Raw genomic sequence first — 17,553 nt, 5'->3', positions numbered from 1 at the left:
GGAGCAGGAACAGGACTCAGGCCGGGATCAGATCCTTCACGGCTTCGCGCTCTTCGAGCAGCTCGTTGATGGTGGCGTCGATCTTGCCTTGGCTGAACGCGTCAACGGGCACGCCGTCGATGACTTCCCAAGAACCATCGGCCTTGGTGCGGATCGGCATCGAAGCCATGATCCCCTTGGCAATCCCGTAGTGGGTGCCGTCCGAGTAGACCGCGACGCTGTGCCAGTCGCCATCCGGGGTCGGGTTGACAAGGCTCACCACGGTGTCGATGGCGGCGTTGGCCGCCGAGGCCGCGGACGAGGCGCCACGGGCCTTGATGATCGCGGCACCGCGCTGTTGGACGGTGGAGATGAACTCGCCCTCGAGCCAGGCGCGGTCGCTGATCACGTCCGTCACCGGCTTGCCGCCGATTTTGGCATTGGTGAAGTCGGGATACTGGGTGGCGGAATGGTTGCCCCAGATGCAGAGGTTGGTGACGTCCGAGTGATGGGCACCGGCCTTCTTCGCGAGCTGGCTCTTGGCGCGGTTCTCATCGAGACGGGTCATCGCGAAGAAGCGCTCGTTGGGAACCCCGTCGGCGTTGGCCATGCAGATCAGCGCGTTGGTGTTGCAGGGATTCCCCACCACCAAGGTGCGGACGTCGGAAGCGGCGTTCCGGGCGATCGCCTGGCCCTGGCCGGTGAAAATCTTGCCGTTGATCCCGAGCAGGTCGCTGCGCTCCATGCCCGCCTTGCGCGGCACCGAGCCCACCAGCAGCGACCAGTTGGTGCCGCGGAAGCCCTCGTCGAGGTTCGCGGTCGGCACGACCTCGCGCAGCAGCGGGAAGGCGCAGTCGTCGAGTTCCATCACCACGCCTTCGAGCGCCGGTAGGGCGGGCTCGATCTCGATCAGGCGGAGGTTCACCGGTTGGTCGGGACCGAAGACGGCGCCGGATGCGATGCGGAACAAGAGGGCATAGCCGATTTGGCCGGCAGCGCCGGTCACGGAGACGGTGATGGGGTCTTTCATGGGTAACTGATGACTGGTGTAAGCCCCGTGCCCTCCCGAGGTCAACCGCGGACCCCGCAACAGCAAGGGATGCCGGTTCTTTGCGACGGGATGCCCGTCGGCAGGCGTGATGATTTTTTCCTGTCCGGAATCCTTCGGGAATGCTAACTAAATCGCCCAGCAAATGGCCGCCCCCCGAAAACGAGCGAAAGAGGTGAAATTGAAGCGACTGGAAGCCCAGACGCGGGTGATTTGCACGGTCAATCGCATCATCTTCGCGCTGATGGCCCTGATCCTCAGTCTGGCGGTGGTCGCCTCGGCACTCCCGCAGAAGAAGCGGCTGGCCGACTTGAAATTCAAGCTGGCCCAGACCCTGGCCGCGGAGGAGCAAATCCTCGCCGAAAAGGAGTTCCGTGAGACCGAGTTGCGGGCGTTGAAGGAGGATCACGAATTCCTCGAGCTCAAGGCGATGGATCGTCTCAACCTGCACCGGCACGGCGAGAAGGTCTACCGCATCGAGCGCGACGAACCCTGACTTGCCGCTTGATCGGCGGGCCGGGAAACGCGGATGCTTCGCGGCATGGAAGACGACATTGATCGCGTGCTGGTCGACGAACAGGTGATCCACAAGCGCCTCGACGTCATGGCCAAGGAGATCCGCCAGGACTTCCCGGGCGAGGTGCTGGTGGTGGTCGTTCTTCTCAAGGGTGCTTTCGTCTTCGCGGCCGATCTGCTGCGGCGGGTTCCGCGGATGCTCGAGATCGAGTGCGTGAACGTCGCCAGCTACCACGGCGGCACCGAAAGCAGCGGTGTGGTGAGCTTCCTCGATCACAAGCTGCCTGAAGTGAAGGGACGAAAGGTGCTCCTGCTGGATGATATCCTCGACACCGGCCGGACCTTGAAGGCCGTGGTCGATCGCCTTCTCGAGGAAGGGGCGACGGAGGTGAAAACCGGGGTCTTGCTCGCGAAGGACAAGCCGCACGCCGAGGACGTGGCCGCGGACTACGTGGGCTTCTATATCGCGGATGAATTCGTGGTGGGCTACGGCCTGGACTATCAGGGACGCTACCGCAATTTGCCCTACGTCGGCGTGCTCAAGACACCGGTGTCCTGAGCTTCTTCAGAGCGAAGACATCGACATCGACCTGGCCCGCCCACAGGACGGACCGGGGTGGACCCTCGATCGTGGGCAGACCGTTCCACATCGCGGGCAGCGTGGACCAGGGATCACAATGTGCCGGGGCAACGCGATAGGGGGCGTGATGGACCCGTCCCTCGTGGAGCGAGCCGTCCGCGCCGCTCGAGTAGAGGACATAGCGCTCTGCGAGAAAGAACTCCAAGGTGCCGGGAGCCGCCTCGGAAGCCGGTCCGACAGGACCATATCGATACCGGGCGGTGGCATCCATGGAGCGTCGCCGGCAATCATACTCGGTGACCGATCCGAGGGAGCGGCAGCTCATCCGGGCATGCTGATAGGGAAGGTGAAAGGCGCGACGAGCCAGCTCCACCGCGAGCGGTTGATTGCAATCGAGGGAAAAGAACCAAACACCCGGCACCCCGGCATCATCATGGACATAGGTCCGGACATTGAGTTCGAGGAACCAGGAGACTCCGGGGACGGGCGGCAGGTAGACCGGGCGGATTCGCTCCATGTAGAAGGGAACGATCCCCAACCATGCCTTGCCCTCGTGGAGGTCAAGGTGGAGACCCGGCGGCAGCAGGACTTGCAAGAGCGCTGGATCGACCTGCCAGTGCAGGAACAAGATGCGCGACCAGCGCTGTTTCATCACCGGGTGGCCGGTCGGCCGCTCGCGGGTGGCGAGCCGGTCGGAGGTGGAGGGCAGTCGCATTGACACCCGTTCAACGGAGCAGGTCCCCGGCCCTTGGGAAGGGAAAAACACGGACCGGGGGGAGCGGTGGAATCGAGGTCCGCCAAATTGCTGTCAGACAAATTTCCAGAATGTTGAAACAGGGTTGATAGGCGGGACGTTCCTTGCGCGATCCGTGGAGGCCGGGATGCCTCCCGATCATTGAACCCTCAATCCATGATATCAGAACCCATGACTCATCGCCGGTCCCTCCTGGCTCTTGCCGCCGTTACTTGCTTCAGCGCCGCTCCGGCGGTCGCCGTCCCGCTCTATTGGGATGGTTCCGACCTCACCCCGGATGCCGATGGCGGTGCCGGCACCTGGGACACCACCACTTCCGTCAACTGGGACAGCTCGGAGACAGCCGGCAGCGACTCCGCCTGGCCGGGCGCGGGTACTGACAATGACGCCATCTTCCCCGGCACCGGCGGGAACGTCGTCATTCCTGCGGGCGGGGTCACCGCCAATGACCTGAGCTTCCTTTCCGATGGCTACACGATCGAAGGCGGGTCCCTGACGCTGAACAACACGGCAGCCAACACCCTCACCGTCGCGGACGGGGTGACCGCGGCAATTTCGGCCCCGATCACCGCCACCGCGGGCAACGTGATCATCGCGGGAACGGGCAGCTTGAACCTGAGCGGAGACTATTCCGGGACCGGCAGGAATTTCTCGGTGTCCGGGGCGCGCGTGAACCTTTCGTCGCCGGCATTCGCTATCAAGAAGTTCATCATCGGGGTGGGAGCCGGGACGACCTCCAGCATGCTCACCTTGACGAGCGGCACGTTCACGACCAGCGGCGATTACGTCGGGGTGGGGGACGGGGTCAACGGCACCGTCAACGTCGCAGGGGGGAACCTGACCTTGGCCGCCGGGACCACGGCGCTGTTCCTCGGAACGAACACCGGCGCCACCGGGACCCTCAATATCAGCTCGGGCAGTGTGAACGTGAACTCCGGTCCGCTGAACATCGGCACGGGCTACAACGGCAACCAGACCACCTCGTCTTCCGGGATCCTGACCCTGTCCGGCACCGGCAGCTACAATCACAACAGCGGATCGCAGGTGAAACTCACCAACTCCGCCAACCAGACGGGCACGGTGAACCTGCTCGCCGGCGGAACCTTCAGCATCAACGGCCAGCTGATCACCAAGGGCGCGGGCAACGCCACCTTCAACTTCGACGGCGGCACCCTGCGTTCGCTGTCGAGCACTCCCAACTACTTCGGCGGCAACCTCGACCCCGTGGTCAACGGCGGCGGGGCGATCGTCGACACCAATGGCTTCAACGCCACCATCGCCACCAACCTGGTCTCGGGATCGGGCAACGGCGGGTTGACCAAGAAGGGCAACGGTTTCCTCGGCCTTGCGGGAACCAACACCTATACCGGGGACACGACGATTGAAGGCGGTCACCTGATCGCGAACGTGCTGGGCGCGATTCCCGCGCCGGAAAAGGTCACGGTGGCCGCAGGCGCCGGCTATGGGGTCCGCTATGGCGGGGCCTATGTCGGAGAGACGGATTTCCTGGCGCTGATGGGTGCCGCGGATTTCGCCCCCGGAACCTTCGTGACCTTCGACACCGGCGGCGGGAATACGATCCTTGCCACCGATATCGGCAGCGCCACCAACATCGGCAGCGGCATCGCCCTGGCAAAGGTCGGCACCAACACGCTCACCGTGGATCTCTCGGCCCAGAGCTTCACCGGCGACATCTCGGTGGCCGGCGGGCCGCTCACGCTGGATACCAGCGCACCCAAGAGCTACGGCGGGGACATCAGCGGGAACCAGACGCTGAATCTTCAGGGCGGCGGTGACCTCACCTTCTCCGGTTCCGCGGCGGTCGGGCAGTTCAACAAGTTTGACACCGGTACCTTCACACTGGCCGACGGCGCCCTGACCGTAGCGGCTAACCAGAACTTCTTCGTCCACGACGGGACCTTCCATCAGACCGGCGGGGCGATGAACAGCGGCTCCTACTCGGTCATCGGCCGCAGCCCGGGACTGACCGGGGAGTATATCGTCGATGGCGGCATCTTCAATGCCAGCGGTGCCCCGGGTGTCTCGCGCAACACCGTGATCGCCGAGCAGGGCAGCACCGGCATCCTCACCATCAACGGCGGGACCGTGAACGCGACCAACAGCACGGGCGGCAGCAACATCGGAGGCTTCTATTACGGCATCATCATGGCCGCCACGGAGACCGATAATGCCACCCTGAACCTCAACGGCGGCACCTTGCTGCTGAGCCGCATCGGTTCGACCTTCTCGCCCGGCACTTCGACCTTCAACTTCAACGGCGGCACCCTGAAGTCGAGCGAGACCCTGCTCAGCTTCATGCAGGGCCTGACCCGGGTGAACGTCCGCGACGGCGGCGCGGTGATCGACACCAATGGCAACGACGTCGCGGTCTATCAGGACCTCCGGCATTCCGACATCCCCGGCGACGCGGCGGTCGACGGCGGGCTCACCAAGCTCGGCGCCGGTACGCTCGAACTGGATGGCTACGAGAATGACTACAGCGGGAACACCCGGGTGCTCGGCGGCAACCTGTTGATGTACTACGCGACCTTACCGGACACCGCGGACGTGACCATCGCGGGCGGTGCCACGCTTGAACTGGCCACGGCGGACACCGACACGGTGCGGTCGCTGGTCATCGACGGCGTGCCTGCCGCGGTCGGCACCTGGGGCAGCCTGGATTCCGTCGGGGCGGACTTCACCTCCGCGGCCATCCTCGGCGACGGCCTGCTCAACGTGACCGAACTGGCAACGGTTTCCGCCTACGATAGCTGGGCGGCGGGTTACGGCTTGTCCGGAGCCGATGCGCTGCCGGACGCGGATCCCGACAAGGACGGGACGATCAACGCCGTGGAGTTCGCGCTTCACGGCGACCCCACGGACGCGTCGGATCCCGGGCAGCAGCGAGCGCTGATCCAGGATGCGAGCAGCCCTGCGGGCGAAGAACTGACCTTGGTGGTTGCGGTCCGGGACGGTGCCACCTTCGGCCCGGACGGTGGCAGCCAGACCGCCACGGTGGACGGCGTCGTCTATCGTATCGAAGGATCCCTCGGCTTGGATGACTTCGACGCCGCGGTGTCTCACGTCTCGGTCTCTGAAACCGCCAGCGGCCTGCCATCGCTCGCCGGCACGGAGTGGGAATACCACACCTTCAAGCTGGACGCTTCCGAAGGTCTCTCCGGCAAGGGCTTCCTCCGCGTGGGCGTGGAGCTTGCCCCCTGATGGGGAGGGTTAAGCCGCGCGATCCGTCGATCGCGCGGCTTTTTAGGCCTACAAGGCCGCGACGATCCGTGCCATCCGCCGGCCGTAATCGACATAGCTGTCGTAGCACTGCTGCCAGTCGACGGCCGTCGGGTCCGCGGCGTGGAAAACCGTGGCGACGTGGGGTTCGATGGCGACCCAGCCGGCGTAGCCACGCGCCTTGGCGTCGGTGAGAATCTCGACCACCTTGGCCTGGCCTTCACCGGGCATCGTGTATTCCGGCTCCACGTCGTCGGAGACGGGATTCCGGCAATCCTTGACGTGGATGTGGACGACGTGGTCGCGGACCTTTTGCCAAAACTCGAAGGGATCCTGCCACGGGAAGGGCTCGGGTTTCGAGCGATCCTTCTGGAACACCGGGTTGCCGGTGTCGAAGACGAGCTTGAGCCCGGGAACTTCCTCGACCAGGCGCAGCGTGTGCTCGGCGGAAAAACCTCCCCAGTTCATGCAGTTCTCGTGGATGGCGGTGAGACCGGCGTCCGAGAATCGCTTCACGATCTCGCGCAACCGGCGGAATCGTTCCTGCTCCTGCTGGTCTTCGCCCCACGGTTCCTGGGCGTAGGACATGACCCGGATCAACTGGGTCCCGAGTCGTTCCATGCGCGGGATGGCACGCTCGATCTCGGCCAGCGTGACTTCGAAATCGCTGCCGATCTTCTTGCCCCAGTTCCCGATCAGGGAACCGAACTCCGGGATCTGGATGCCAGCGGCGTCGAGGCGTCCGGCGGCATCGTCGAACTCGGCCTCGGGGAGTTCGTGGATGTTCGCGCCCCCGATCATCCGCGCCGAGATCGCGGACCACCCGATGTCCCGGGTGGCGGCGATCTGGCGGTCGAGGTCGCGTGACGCTTCGTCGGCGAATCCGGTGAGTTTCATCCGTAGGGTGTTAGAGTTCGACGCGCTTGCCGCCGTTACGGGCACTCTCGTAGATCGCCTGGATCAGGGCGACGGGCTTGCGGGCTTCGGCCGACGAGGTGCTGGGCTCACGGCCTTCGTTGATGGCGTTGACCACTTCCTCGAAGTTCCGCTGGTGCTGGTAGAAATTGATCGCGCTCGGATCGTTCGCGCCGAGCCCCGCTTCCTGGCCTTTCATCAGCGTGCTCTTGATCCCGGCGTCTTCCGGCTTCTCGTCGCGGAAGTCCCAGATTTCGAAAGATTCGTCGGCGAGGAATACCGAGCCGTCGGTGCCGGAAAGCTGGACCCGGGCGGGATGACCGTCCTTCGACCAGGTGCAGGTGGAGCATTCGATCACACCGCGGGCGCCGTTCTCGAATTCGACGATCGCGACGACGATGTCCTCGACCTCGATGCGCTCGTGGGCGAGGCATGCCGCGTTGGCTTGGACGGCCTTGACCGGGCCGGCGAGATAAAGCAGCGCATCGACGGTGTGGATCGACTGGTTCATCAGCGCGCCGCCGCCGTCGAGGGCCCAGGTCCCGCGCCAGGCGGCGGAATCGTAGTAGGCCTGGTCGCGGTACCACTTCACGTAGGCGGAAGCGCTGGTGAGCGTGCCGAAGCGGCCCTCGTCGGCGGCCTTCTTGAAGGCGTCCATGCCGGGGTGGAAGCGGCGGTTGAGCACCGCGGCAATCGTCTTGCCGTTGGTTTCCGCGGCCGCGATGAGCATGTCGATGCGGTCGGTGGTGATCTCCAGCGGCTTCTCGCAGATCACGTGCTTGCCGGCGTTGAGCGCGGCGAGTGAGGGCTCGAGGTGGGCGCCGGACGGGGTGCCGACGGTGACGATCTCGAGCTCGGGGTCGGCGAGGAACTCCGCCATGTCCGAATAGGCCTTGGCACCGTATTCGCCGGCGAGTTTCTCGGCGGCCTCCTGGCGGAGATCGAAGACCGAATGGAGCGAGCCGCCGGTCATGGCGGTGATGGCTTTGGCGTGGAAGTGGCCGATCATGCCGGCACCGATGATTCCGAATTTCATGAGGAGATGGGGAGGCGGTTTCAGTCGGCCTTCGCCTCGTTCCGGATGAACGAGAGGGTTCCGACCACGAACAGGAGGATCAGGATGGCGATGCCGGCGGCGGGAATCATGCCCTTCCAGCTTTCGAAGTTGGCCTTGCTCTTCAGCACCCACAGGGACCCGAAAGTGGCGATGCCGGTGGCGGTGGCCATGAGCGCGTTCCAGAGGATGCGCTTGCCTCCCTTGGGCCGGTTTTCGCCGAGCACCTTGCGCGAGTTCATCATCAGGAAGAAGGTGAAGTAGGCGATGGGGATGAGGGAGCCGCCGATCACCGAGGTCGGGATGGCGAGGGCCGCGGCGGCGGCGCCGGTCCAGATGAAGGGGCCGCTGGCACCGGCGAGCCCCGAGACCGCGCAGCCGAGGAAGTGGACCGGTTTGTTGCCGGGACGGCCGAACAGCTCCTGGAAGGCGAGGCCGTTCATCAACATCAGGATGATGATGGTCGACACCGCCATCCCGAGCACGCCGAAGCCGAAGATCTTCTGCGACACGGTTTCGCCCGCGAGCGGCTTGAGGGTGGTGGCGAGTTGGAAGTTGTCGCGCTTGACCAGCATGTCGGCGAGCTTCGCGTCGGCGTCATTGGCCGGTCCCGGATGGGCCTTGGCGAGGAGTTCGAGCGTCGGGGCGCCGGCTCCCGGAGTCACGTCGTCGGTCTTGGCGTGGAATTGCGAGGCCGCGGCGAGCACGACGCAGGAGGTGGCGAGGAAAAACGGCACGAAGAGACCGATCGAGAGGTCGAAGATGGCCAGTCCCCGGTGCTTCTTGCCCCAGCGCTTCTTGAGCAGTGAGTAGGGCAGCAACCAGGTCATGTTGATGCCAACCGCGGTGCCGAAGGCGGTGATGATGATGTCCTGCTGGTCCGAGGTGATCTTGTTCGTCCACCATTCCGGATGGGACGACGAGGCGATGAGCTCGGTGTAAGCGGCGGCCGGCTTGAACAGGAGCGACGGGTCGGGCACCAGGCCACCGAGGATCTTCCCCCAGTCGAGAGCCCCGGTTTTGGAGAGGGTGATGACCACGGCGAAGAACGAAAGGACGATGAGGCCCACCATCGCCTTGATGATGTTGTCGAAGATCTTCACGCCCCGGCCCTCGGACTCGTAGAGCACGTTGATACCGAAGCAAACCAGCAGCAGGATCACGCAGATCGCGAGCGTGCAGGTGTTGCTGTCCCCGATCCCCGGCGCCAGGTTCTGTTGGATCGCGGCGCGGGCCAGGTTGAACTGGGGCATGCACCAGACAATGTTCGCCATGACCGTGGCGATCAGCCATGACCAGCCGAGAAGCGGGGACAGGTGCCGGTTCACGGCGCCGAAGGGCCTCTGCTCGGTCGTCAGCGTGACGTAGGCGATCGCGGCGAGCATGATGATGCCGCAGATCATGGCCAGAGGCTGGAGCCACATCAGGCCGTAGCCGGCGATCACGCCGAGGTAGAGGGCTCCCGCCAGCGATCCGCCGCCGAGGGTGATTGCGCCTTGCAGCCAGCCGGGTCCGGAAAGCTTGGCGTAGATCGCGGCCTTGCCGAGCGGGCCTTTGGTGGCGGCCTCTTCGATCAGGGCCAGTTCGTCCTTGGGTTTGTTCATGGAGTTGGGAAATCAGCAGCCGAAGAAGCGCCGCAGGTTATCGCGGCTGATGCGGGCCACGTCTTCGGGGGTGGGATCGTATTTGAACACCTCCACCGAGACCCAGCCGTCGTAGCCGGTTTCACGGAGCGCCTCGACGATGGGCGGGTAGGGGACCTCTCCCATGCCGGGTCCGTAGAGATTGGGGTCGTTGGCATGGAAGTGGACGGTCCAGTCTTTCGAGGCGCGTATCACGTCGGCGATCGGCTGATCCTCGTAACTCATCGCCTTGACGTCGAGATGGAGTTTGCAGGCCAGGTGATCGACCGCTTCGCACAGCCGGATCGTCTCGGCGGCGGAGGTCAGGAAGTTGGTTTCGACGGCCCCCAGCGGCTCCATGGCGATGGTCACTCCCAGCGGACCGCAGTGTTCGGCGGCGGCCCGCAACACCTCCACGGCGCGGGCGAAGCCGTCGGCGTAGTTCCAGCCCGCCTCGAGCGAGCGCTGTTGCGGGCTGCCCCACACCATGATCGTGCCGCCCATTCCGTGGCAAAGGTCGGCGAGTCTCCTGGCATGGTCGATGGTCGCGGCTCGGACACCACGGTCGGGCGTGGTCAGGTGGTAACCGGTGGTCTTGGCGAGGAGCCAATGCAATCCCACGACGTCGACCCCGGCGTCCCGGACCTGGTTCCCGAGCTCCTTCGCCGCCGCCGGGCCGATCCCGGAAATGTCCTGCGCCAGGGTGAACGGGGCGATTTCCAGCCCCGTGTATCCCAGTGCAGCCGCGGTCCGCGCCGCCTCTGACAGGGGCACATCGCCGAAGGTTTCGTTGCAGATCGCGAATCGCATTGTTGTCATACAAAAGTGCCGTGACCAACGTAGCAAGGCCAAGTTTCTGGTCTACCCCGAATGGGTTGAGCTTCGTTCAGCAAGCACCACGAAAGTCTTGCATCTGGAAAATTTGCATGCAAATACCAATCCCATCATGTCGCTCGAAACCCGCCACGCCGCCAAACGATTCCGCCGCAAGATCACCGGATACGCCGCCTGTCTGCTGCCGTTTGAAGAGGATGGTGCGATGGCCCGGGATGCCTTTGAGGCAGCCGTGGCGAGGACCACCGATGCGGGCCTCGGCTGCGCGGTGAACATGGATACCGGCTATGCCAACTACCTGACGGCGGCGGAGCGGACCGAAGTGCTGGGGTGGACGAAGGGGGTGATCGACGGCCGGCGCGACTTCGTCGCCGGGGTGTTTGTCGAGGGCCTGGAAGGGGATCTGGTCGATCTTTACCGCCGGCAAATGGACGAGATCGTTTCGTTCGGGGGCACCCCGATTTTGTTCCAGACGACGCGTTTCCACGATTGGACTCCCGACGAGATCGTCGGGCTCTATGCCAAGGTCTGCGAGGGGCACGAAGCGGTTTTCGGCTTCGAACTCGGCAAGATGTTCGCGCCGAATGGCATGATCTACGACGAGGAAACCATCCGTGGCCTGATGGGGATCCCGGCCTTGAAGGGGATCAAGCACTCGTCCCTGGACCGCGGTCTCGAGCTCCGGCGGCTCGAGATCCGCGACGAGGTGCGGCCCGATTTCATGATCTTCACCGGCAACGACCTGGGAATCGACATGATCGAATATGGCTCCGACTACCTGCTCGGTCTCGCCGCGTTCTGCCCGGAGAAATTCGCCCTGCGCGACCAATACTGGCTCGAGGGGGACGACCGCTACGCCGAACTGAACGACGCGCTGCAGTACCTGGGCAATGTCGGCTTCCGGGCACCGGTCCCGGCCTACAAGCACAGCTGCGCGGTGTTCCAGCACCTGCTCGGTCGCATTCCGACCCCGGAACCCCACCCGATGTGCCCGCGCCGCCCGGACTGGGAAGCGGGCATCATGGAGGACTGCGCCAAGCGCCTCGGCTACAACGCATGAACCCGGGCAAATGATCACCATCGACGACATCGCCCGCGAGCTCGGCATCTCGACCGCCACGGTCTCGCGGGCCCTGAACGGCTCGCGGCTGGTCAGCGCCCCGGTGCGGGCGAAAGTCGAGGCAGCGGCGGAGAAGCTCGGCTACGAGAAGCGCAGTATCCGCCGTCACCGGGGCAGGGGGATCCTCAACGTCAAGCTGGTGTTGCCCCGGCACGCGGATCCCGAAAGGGCCCTGTTCTATGACTTCGCCGCGCTCGTCGAGGGCCTGCGCCGCGGCTTCACCCTGTGCGGCCTCAATCTCCTCTGCGAGGTCAACGGCCCGAATTTCGACCCTTATCCCCACAAAAAGGGCGGCGACACCGACGCCTTCGTGTTTGCGTTCCACCGGCCGGGCGCGCAGGCGGTCAAGAGCCTGAAAACCAACGACACGCCGTTCGTCGTGCTCAACCGATCAATCCCGGGGATGCCCTGCGTCGCCGCCGATCATGCGGCCGGAATGCTGGAATTGCTGGATCACCTGCGGGCGAAGTCGGGCGACATCCGGCCGCGGTTCATTTCCCTGGAAGGCCTCGGCCAGATCCACGAGGAGCGTCTCGATGGCTTTGACCAGGCCTGCCGCCGTCGCGGCATCGACTTCGACCGCGAGACCGACTGCGTGATATTTCCGGATGTTGCCGGGATCCAGCAAGCCGGGGTAGCCGCCGCAGCGGAGGACGCCAATGTGCTGGTCTGCGTGAACGACATCGTCGGCACTGTCGTGCTGACCGAGCTGGACCGGCTCGGGCTCGAGGTGCCCGGCCGGGTGGCGGTGACCGGCTTCGACGATTCGCCGGTGAGACGCTTGTCGCGACCCTTGCTGACCACGGTCAGCCTGCCGGTCGAAGAACTCGCCCGCTTCGCCGCGACCCGCCTGCAGTCGGAAGTGATCGAAAACCAGGGACCCGGCGAACTGCTGAGGATCGCGGGCCGCCTGATCCCCGGAGAATCGACCCCATGAAACCCGATCAGCTCGCCCTCCACACCTTCACCAACAAGCCGTGGTCGATCCACGAGTGCCTGGAGAACTACGCCCGCCGCGGCATCGGCGGGGTCTCCATCTGGCGCGAAACCGTCACCGGCCATGATCTCGCGAAGGTCAGGAAGCACCTCGATGACACCGGGTTGAAGCCCGTGAGCCTGGTGCGCGGCGGATTCTTCACCGCCACGGACCCGGCCGCCCGCGAGAACGCGGTGAACGCCAACCGCGAGGCCATTCTGGAAGCGGAGACGCTTGGCTTGCCGATGGTCGTGCTGGTCTGCGGTGCCACGATCGGCCAGTCGCCGGAACAGAATCTCGCCCAGATCGGGGAGGGGATCACGGCCTTGCTTCCGCTCGCGGAGAGCACCGGTGTCCGCCTTGCGATCGAACCGCTGCACCCGATGTACGCCGGGGATCGCTCCGCCGTCGCGTCGATGCGCGATGCGAACGAACTCGCCGACTCCCTGGGCCATCCGCTGGTCGGAGTGGCGGTGGATGTTTTCCACGTCTGGTGGGAAAGCGGTCTCGAAAAGCAGATCCAGCGCTGTGCCGCGGCCAAGCGCTTGTTCGCGTTCCACGTCTGCGAGTTCAAACCGGAGTTTGACCACGTCCTCCTGGACCGCGGCCTGCCGGGCGAGGGGGTGAACGCGTCCGCCCGGATCGCGAAAATGATCAAGGCGGCCGGCTTCTCCGGTCTGACGGAAGTCGAAATCTTCTCCCGCAAATACTGGTCCGAGAACCAGCACGATTTCCTCGACAAGATCGTCGCGAGTTGCGCGGCCCTCTAACCCTCCTTTCTCCCAAAGCTTACCGGTCACCCGGCACTTTCATGAAAACCAAGAAACTCGGCATCATCCTGAACGGCGTCACCGGACGCATGGGCACCAACCAGCACCTCGTGCGCTCCATCCTGGCGATCCGCGACCAGGGCGGGGTGATGTGTGGTGACACGTTGGTCATTCCCGATCCCATCCTCACCGGCCGCAACGAGGACAAGCTGCGGACCCTCGCGGGGAAGCACGGCGTCGAGCGTTTCTCGACCGACCTCGATGCCGCACTGGCCGACCCCCACAACGAGATCTTCTTCGATGCCTCCGGTACTCCGTACCGGATCGGCTTCCTTGAGAAGGCCATCGCCGCCGGCAAGCACGTCTACTGCGAGAAGCCGACCGCAGTGTCTTTTGAAGAGGCGCTTCGAATCGCCGAGGTCGCGGAAGAGGCCGGCGTGAAGAACGGCGCGGTGCAGGACAAGCTGTGGTTGCCCGGGCTCCGGAAATACCAGCTCCTCAAGGAACAAGGCTTCTTCGGCAAGATCCTCAGCGTGCGCGGCGAGTTCGGCTATTGGGTGTTCACCGGCGAACACGAGGGCCAGCCGATCCAGCGCCCGAGTTGGAACTACCGCAGCGAGGACGGTGGTGGGATGATCGTCGACATGCACTGCCACTGGCGCTACGTCATCGACAACCTCTTCGGCAACGTGACGCGGGTCTTCTGCAAGGCGGCCACCCACATCCCGGAACGCTTCGACGAGAGCGGCAAGCCCTTCGCGTGCACCGCCGATGACTCGGCTTACGCCCTGTTCGAGACCGACACCGGCATCACCTGCCAGTTCAACTCCTCCTGGAACGTCCGAGTCCGCCGCGACGACCTGTTCACCATGCAGGTCGACGGCACCGAGGGCTCGGCCATCGTTGGACTGCGCAAGTGCTGGGCCCAGCACCAGAGCGTCACCCCGCGGCCGATCTGGAACCCGGACATCGACAGCCCGATCAACTACTACGACCGCTGGACCGAGGTGCCCGACCAGTTGAACTTCGACAATGCCTTCAAGATCCAGTGGGAACTTTTCCTCAAGCACGTTGTCAACGACGAGCCGTTCCGCTGGACGCTGCGCGAAGGTGCGAAGGGCGTGCAGCTCGCCGAGCTGAGCTGGAAGTCGCACGACACCGGGGCGTGGGTGGACGTGCCGGGAATCGGGTGATGACTTGCGGCTAGACAGTCGGCATTGAGCGCGCCAAGAGGCTCGACAGGCGGTGAATGGTCCCATAGCAGAGGCTATGCATCGCAAAGTCCTGTACCTCTTGGCTATTGCCGCAATCATGAACGGTCCGGTCGGGGCCAAAGATGAATCGAGTGAATTGCCGCCATTGCTATTCGACGGGGCGACAAGGGTTGTCGCCTACTTCCTAGAGTCACCGAGGAAGGAAGACAGATACTTGGATCGAGATGGGGTCGAGCGGGCCGTTGGAGGGCGATTGCTTGCTTCTCATCCGAAAGATCGCAGCGAAATCATCTACAAAAAGAATCTCAAGATCTTCGCACGCTCCGAAGCACCCGTTGCTCATTCCCAAATTGCCAATCTTCGAAAGGCGCTCACCGAAAAGAAAGGCTCACGTGCGGTAATGGCATGCTACGACCCCCACCACGCCATGGTTTTCTACGACAGCGAGGGTGAGCCAGTGGGATGCGTGGAAGTTTGTTTCTCGTGCAATCAAGTGAAGGTGAAACCTGATTTCCGGGATTTGGATCCTCGGGTCGACTTCATGTATGATCGCAGTGATTTTCTGGCGATTGGCAAGATTTTCAGGCACGCCGGAATTCCTCTCGAGCCCTATACTTCGATTTCAGCCCTCAAGAAGGGCGACAAGTATTGGAGGGATCGGTGTTCGGCCGAAATCGCCAAAAAGCTGGGAGAGGAGGATCGATCCAAGAAGCAAGGTGTCAAAAGCCTCGCGGATTGAGATCCAGGGGTGGACCTACCGCTAATCCGGTGAAGAAAAGCCGTGGTCCGCGACTCTCGAGGGGGATCCGCGTGCATAGGTGAAGTTGCCTCCACGGGCGGCGGCGATGGCTTTGCTGCCGATCCGTCCAAGCCGAATGAATTCGGCGCTCCCTTGCTTGGCGGCTCCGGCTATTCCCCGGTGTCCGGATACGAGCCCAACAGCTTCACCATCGAGCAGTGCTTCTCCAGCTCCTCGATGGCGTCATGGACGCTGGCGTCCTCACAGTGCCCCGACAGGTCGACGTAGAAGACGTATTCCCAGTCCTTCCGCTTGGAAGGGCGGGACTCGATTTTCGACATGTTGATCTGGAACTGGTCGAAGGCCTTCAGGGCGTTGACCAGCGAGCCGGGGCGATCGTGGATGGCGAATAGCACCGAGGTGCGGTCGCGGCCGGTCGGGGGGCAGGTTTTTTCACCGATCACCAGGAAGCGGGTGGTGTTGGTAGCTCGGTCCTGGATCGAGGTCTCCAGCATCTCCAAGTCGTTCATTTCCGCAGCCAGCGCACCGCCGAGGGCAGCCGCGCCTTCCGCGGCCTTCTCCCGGGCGATCTGGGCGGCGCGAGTGGTCGATGAGACCTCGACCAGATCGGCATCGGGGAAGTTCCGCAGGATCCAATTGCGGCACTGGCCGAACACCTGCGGGTGGGAGTAAAGCGTCTTGATCTGGTCCCGGGGAATGGCGGCCATCAGCCCGTTCTCGATTCGCAGCAGGATTTGCGCGCAGATTTGCAGCGGGGAATCGACGAACAGGTCGAGCGTGTGGGAAACCGCCCCCTCGGTGGAGTTCTCGATCGGCACCACGCCGTAGTCGGCCTGACGGCGGACCACCTGGTCGAAGACTTCGGCGAAGTTCGGCTGGGCCGAATAATCGACGGAGTGCCCGAACTTCTTGATCGCCGCCTGATGGGTCCAGGTGCCCTCCGGACCGAGATAGGCGATCTTCAGATCATCTTCCAAGGCAAGCGCAGCGGACATGATCTCGCGGTAGATCGCGCGGATCGACTTCTCGGGAAGGCGGCCCTGGTTGCGCTCGACCAGGCGCCGGAGCAAGGCTTCCTCGCGTTCGGGCGCGTAGATCTGAAGGCCGTCGCGCTTCTTCACTTCGCCCACCTGGTGGACGAGGTCGGCGCGGGAGGAAAGGAGATCGAGGAGCTGGCCGTCGATGTCGTCGATGTGCTTGCGGATGTCGTCGAGATTCACGCGTTTTCTTCGGAAGGGGCTTGCTCCTCTTTCTTGCCGGTGGCGCTGAGGGCGAGTTGGGATTCTGCGGACTCGGGTGCCGCGGCGGCGGCTTCCTCCGGAGCCTCGGGGAGCTTCACCCGGCGCAGTTCGCCGGCGTTGGGAAGATCGTCGATGCTGCGGATCCCGAAGTGTTCATAGAACAGCTCGGTGGTTTCGTAGAGCAGCGGGCGGCCGGGAAGCTCGGCACGGCCGCCGATGCGCACCAGCTCGCGGTCGAGGAGTTTCTGGAGCATGCCGTCGCAGGCGACGCCGCGGACCGCCTCGATGGCGGACTTGGTGATCGGCTGGCGGTAGGCGATGATGGCCAGCGTTTCCATCGCCGGGCCGCTGAGGCGCTCCGGCTTGCGGCCGGGGAAGAGATGGCGGACGAAATCGCCGTATTCGACGCGGGTGAAGATCTTCCACCCCTTGGCCCGCTCGTGCAAGGTGAAGGCCCGGCCGGAGGCCTCGTAGTCGTGATTCAAGGTGGCGATCGCGGCGATCACCTGCTCGGAAGACACCGTGGCAAGGCCGGTCAGCCACTCCGGGAGCTCCACCGGAGTCTCTCCCTCTTCGATCTTCCGGGCGCGCGAATCCTCGGCCTCCGCGACTCGGGCGCGGATCAGGCGGGCGATTTCCTCGGCCGGCAACGGATCATCCGAGCTGGTGAGGAGGGCTTCGACGATTGATGGGAGTTCCATGGCGGGCGGCGGAGCTTAGGAAAGCCCGCCGTCATTTCAAGCGTCCCGACGAAACGTGTCATCGCGGGCTGCCGGAGCGGAATCGATTGCCGCATCGGATGAAATCCCTTGCCGCCCCGATGACGGGCGCAGGATGAATGAAATTTCAACTTGCAGCGGTATCGGGTAAGCGCTAATCGACCGCGCCCGAATTCTCATCACTGTGAGGTATTCTGGTTTTACCAACGAT

At 64.1% G+C, this 17,553-nt stretch carries 16 protein-coding genes; 8 read left to right on the top strand and 8 right to left on the bottom strand.

Annotated elements, in window-relative coordinates:
• Positions 1 to 16 precede the first annotated feature (16 nt).
• Complete coding sequence (locus tag IG178_RS18310; protein WP_193214025.1) at positions 17 to 1,009, bottom strand: malate dehydrogenase; 993 nt, start codon at positions 1,007 to 1,009, stop codon at positions 17 to 19.
• Between the two features lie 193 nt (positions 1,010 to 1,202).
• Between IG178_RS18310 and IG178_RS18305 the strand changes: the two genes are divergently transcribed.
• Both IG178_RS18305 and hpt read left to right on the top strand, forming a co-directional pair.
• Complete coding sequence (locus tag IG178_RS18305) at positions 1,203 to 1,523, top strand: hypothetical protein (RefSeq protein ID WP_193214024.1); 321 nt, start codon at positions 1,203 to 1,205, stop codon at positions 1,521 to 1,523.
• A gap of 45 nt (positions 1,524 to 1,568) precedes the next feature.
• On the top strand, positions 1,569 to 2,102 hold the full coding sequence (hpt, locus tag IG178_RS18300; protein ID WP_193214023.1) for a hypoxanthine phosphoribosyltransferase: 534 nt from the start codon (positions 1,569 to 1,571) through the stop codon (positions 2,100 to 2,102).
• Here the strand turns inward: hpt and IG178_RS18295 are convergent.
• On the bottom strand, positions 2,083 to 2,838 hold the full coding sequence (locus IG178_RS18295) for a YqjF family protein (RefSeq protein WP_193214022.1): 756 nt from the start codon (positions 2,836 to 2,838) through the stop codon (positions 2,083 to 2,085). The two genes, hpt and IG178_RS18295, sit on opposite strands and share 20 nt — an antisense overlap.
• Before the next feature lie 210 nt (positions 2,839 to 3,048).
• Between IG178_RS18295 and IG178_RS18290 the strand changes: the two genes are divergently transcribed.
• Complete coding sequence (locus IG178_RS18290; RefSeq protein ID WP_193214021.1) at positions 3,049 to 6,099, top strand: beta strand repeat-containing protein; 3,051 nt, start codon at positions 3,049 to 3,051, stop codon at positions 6,097 to 6,099.
• Between the two features lie 48 nt (positions 6,100 to 6,147).
• Here IG178_RS18290 and IG178_RS18285 read toward each other — a convergent pair whose 3' ends face one another.
• From IG178_RS18285 to IG178_RS18270, 4 genes are read right to left on the bottom strand one after another with little or no spacing between them, the layout of a single operon-like run.
• Positions 6,148 to 7,014: a sugar phosphate isomerase/epimerase family protein gene (locus IG178_RS18285; RefSeq protein ID WP_193214020.1), complete on the bottom strand. Its 867-nt coding sequence runs from the start codon at positions 7,012 to 7,014 to the stop codon at positions 6,148 to 6,150.
• Between the two features lie 10 nt (positions 7,015 to 7,024).
• The gene (locus IG178_RS18280; RefSeq protein WP_193214019.1) at positions 7,025 to 8,068 is read right to left on the bottom strand and encodes a Gfo/Idh/MocA family protein; all 1,044 of its coding nucleotides are present in this window, start codon (positions 8,066 to 8,068) and stop codon (positions 7,025 to 7,027) included.
• Between the two features lie 20 nt (positions 8,069 to 8,088).
• On the bottom strand, positions 8,089 to 9,690 hold the full coding sequence (locus IG178_RS18275) for a divalent metal cation transporter (protein ID WP_193214018.1): 1,602 nt from the start codon (positions 9,688 to 9,690) through the stop codon (positions 8,089 to 8,091).
• 12 nt (positions 9,691 to 9,702) lie between these two features.
• The gene (locus IG178_RS18270; protein WP_193214017.1) at positions 9,703 to 10,518 is read right to left on the bottom strand and encodes a sugar phosphate isomerase/epimerase family protein; all 816 of its coding nucleotides are present in this window, start codon (positions 10,516 to 10,518) and stop codon (positions 9,703 to 9,705) included.
• Between the two features lie 136 nt (positions 10,519 to 10,654).
• On the opposite strand from IG178_RS18270, the gene IG178_RS18265 reads away from it, so the two are divergent.
• The 5 genes from IG178_RS18265 to IG178_RS18245 all read left to right on the top strand — a co-directional run bounded on the left by IG178_RS18265 (position 10,655) and on the right by IG178_RS18245 (position 15,361).
• Positions 10,655 to 11,602, top strand: a complete 948-nt coding sequence (locus IG178_RS18265; protein ID WP_193214016.1) for a dihydrodipicolinate synthase family protein — start codon at positions 10,655 to 10,657, stop codon at positions 11,600 to 11,602.
• A 10-nt stretch (positions 11,603 to 11,612) separates the two neighbouring features.
• Positions 11,613 to 12,599: a LacI family DNA-binding transcriptional regulator gene (locus tag IG178_RS18260; protein ID WP_193214015.1), complete on the top strand. Its 987-nt coding sequence runs from the start codon at positions 11,613 to 11,615 to the stop codon at positions 12,597 to 12,599.
• Entirely contained in the window at positions 12,596 to 13,408 is an 813-nt protein-coding gene (locus IG178_RS18255; protein WP_193214014.1) for a sugar phosphate isomerase/epimerase family protein, read from the top strand. The genes IG178_RS18260 and IG178_RS18255 overlap by 4 nt, the downstream gene beginning before the upstream one ends.
• A gap of 41 nt (positions 13,409 to 13,449) precedes the next feature.
• Positions 13,450 to 14,601, top strand: a complete 1,152-nt coding sequence (locus tag IG178_RS18250; protein ID WP_193214013.1) for a Gfo/Idh/MocA family protein — start codon at positions 13,450 to 13,452, stop codon at positions 14,599 to 14,601.
• Positions 14,602 to 14,677: 76 nt separating this feature from the next.
• Entirely contained in the window at positions 14,678 to 15,361 is a 684-nt protein-coding gene (locus IG178_RS18245) for a hypothetical protein (RefSeq protein WP_193214012.1), read from the top strand.
• A 170-nt stretch (positions 15,362 to 15,531) separates the two neighbouring features.
• Here the strand turns inward: IG178_RS18245 and pheA are convergent, their stop codons facing one another.
• Both pheA and scpB read right to left on the bottom strand, forming a co-directional pair.
• Positions 15,532 to 16,602 (bottom strand): prephenate dehydratase, encoded by a 1,071-nt coding sequence (gene pheA / locus IG178_RS18240; RefSeq protein WP_193214011.1) that lies wholly within the window; start codon positions 16,600 to 16,602, stop codon positions 15,532 to 15,534.
• Complete coding sequence (scpB, locus tag IG178_RS18235; RefSeq protein ID WP_193214010.1) at positions 16,599 to 17,324, bottom strand: SMC-Scp complex subunit ScpB; 726 nt, start codon at positions 17,322 to 17,324, stop codon at positions 16,599 to 16,601. Before scpB ends, pheA begins: the two co-directional genes overlap by 4 nt.
• Positions 17,325 to 17,553: the final 229 nt, after the last annotated feature.

The sequence above is a fragment of the Neoluteolibacter marinus genome (genome assembly GCF_014904755.1).
GTDB lineage: Bacteria > Verrucomicrobiota > Verrucomicrobiia > Verrucomicrobiales > Akkermansiaceae > Haloferula > Haloferula marina.
This window is presented reverse-complemented; position numbering and strand designations above follow the sequence as displayed.

What these genes read in the sequence shown, in the direction of transcription:
- IG178_RS18310 (WP_193214025.1), bottom strand. Translation starts at nt 1,009, where the DNA reads ATGAAAGACCCCATCACCGTCTCCGTGACCGGCGCTGCCGGCCAAATC.
- hpt (WP_193214023.1), top strand. Translation starts at nt 1,569, where the DNA reads ATGGAAGACGACATTGATCGCGTGCTGGTCGACGAACAGGTGATCCAC.
- IG178_RS18295 (WP_193214022.1), bottom strand. Translation starts at nt 2,838, where the DNA reads ATGCGACTGCCCTCCACCTCCGACCGGCTCGCCACCCGCGAGCGGCCG.
- IG178_RS18290 (WP_193214021.1), top strand. Translation starts at nt 3,049, where the DNA reads ATGACTCATCGCCGGTCCCTCCTGGCTCTTGCCGCCGTTACTTGCTTC.
- IG178_RS18285 (WP_193214020.1), bottom strand. Translation starts at nt 7,014, where the DNA reads ATGAAACTCACCGGATTCGCCGACGAAGCGTCACGCGACCTCGACCGC.
- IG178_RS18280 (WP_193214019.1), bottom strand. Translation starts at nt 8,068, where the DNA reads ATGAAATTCGGAATCATCGGTGCCGGCATGATCGGCCACTTCCACGCC.
- IG178_RS18275 (WP_193214018.1), bottom strand. Translation starts at nt 9,690, where the DNA reads ATGAACAAACCCAAGGACGAACTGGCCCTGATCGAAGAGGCCGCCACC.
- IG178_RS18270 (WP_193214017.1), bottom strand. Translation starts at nt 10,518, where the DNA reads ATGCGATTCGCGATCTGCAACGAAACCTTCGGCGATGTGCCCCTGTCA.
- IG178_RS18265 (WP_193214016.1), top strand. Translation starts at nt 10,655, where the DNA reads ATGTCGCTCGAAACCCGCCACGCCGCCAAACGATTCCGCCGCAAGATC.
- IG178_RS18260 (WP_193214015.1), top strand. Translation starts at nt 11,613, where the DNA reads ATGATCACCATCGACGACATCGCCCGCGAGCTCGGCATCTCGACCGCC.
- IG178_RS18255 (WP_193214014.1), top strand. Translation starts at nt 12,596, where the DNA reads ATGAAACCCGATCAGCTCGCCCTCCACACCTTCACCAACAAGCCGTGG.
- IG178_RS18250 (WP_193214013.1), top strand. Translation starts at nt 13,450, where the DNA reads ATGAAAACCAAGAAACTCGGCATCATCCTGAACGGCGTCACCGGACGC.
- IG178_RS18245 (WP_193214012.1), top strand. Translation starts at nt 14,678, where the DNA reads ATGCATCGCAAAGTCCTGTACCTCTTGGCTATTGCCGCAATCATGAAC.
- scpB (WP_193214010.1), bottom strand. Translation starts at nt 17,324, where the DNA reads ATGGAACTCCCATCAATCGTCGAAGCCCTCCTCACCAGCTCGGATGAT.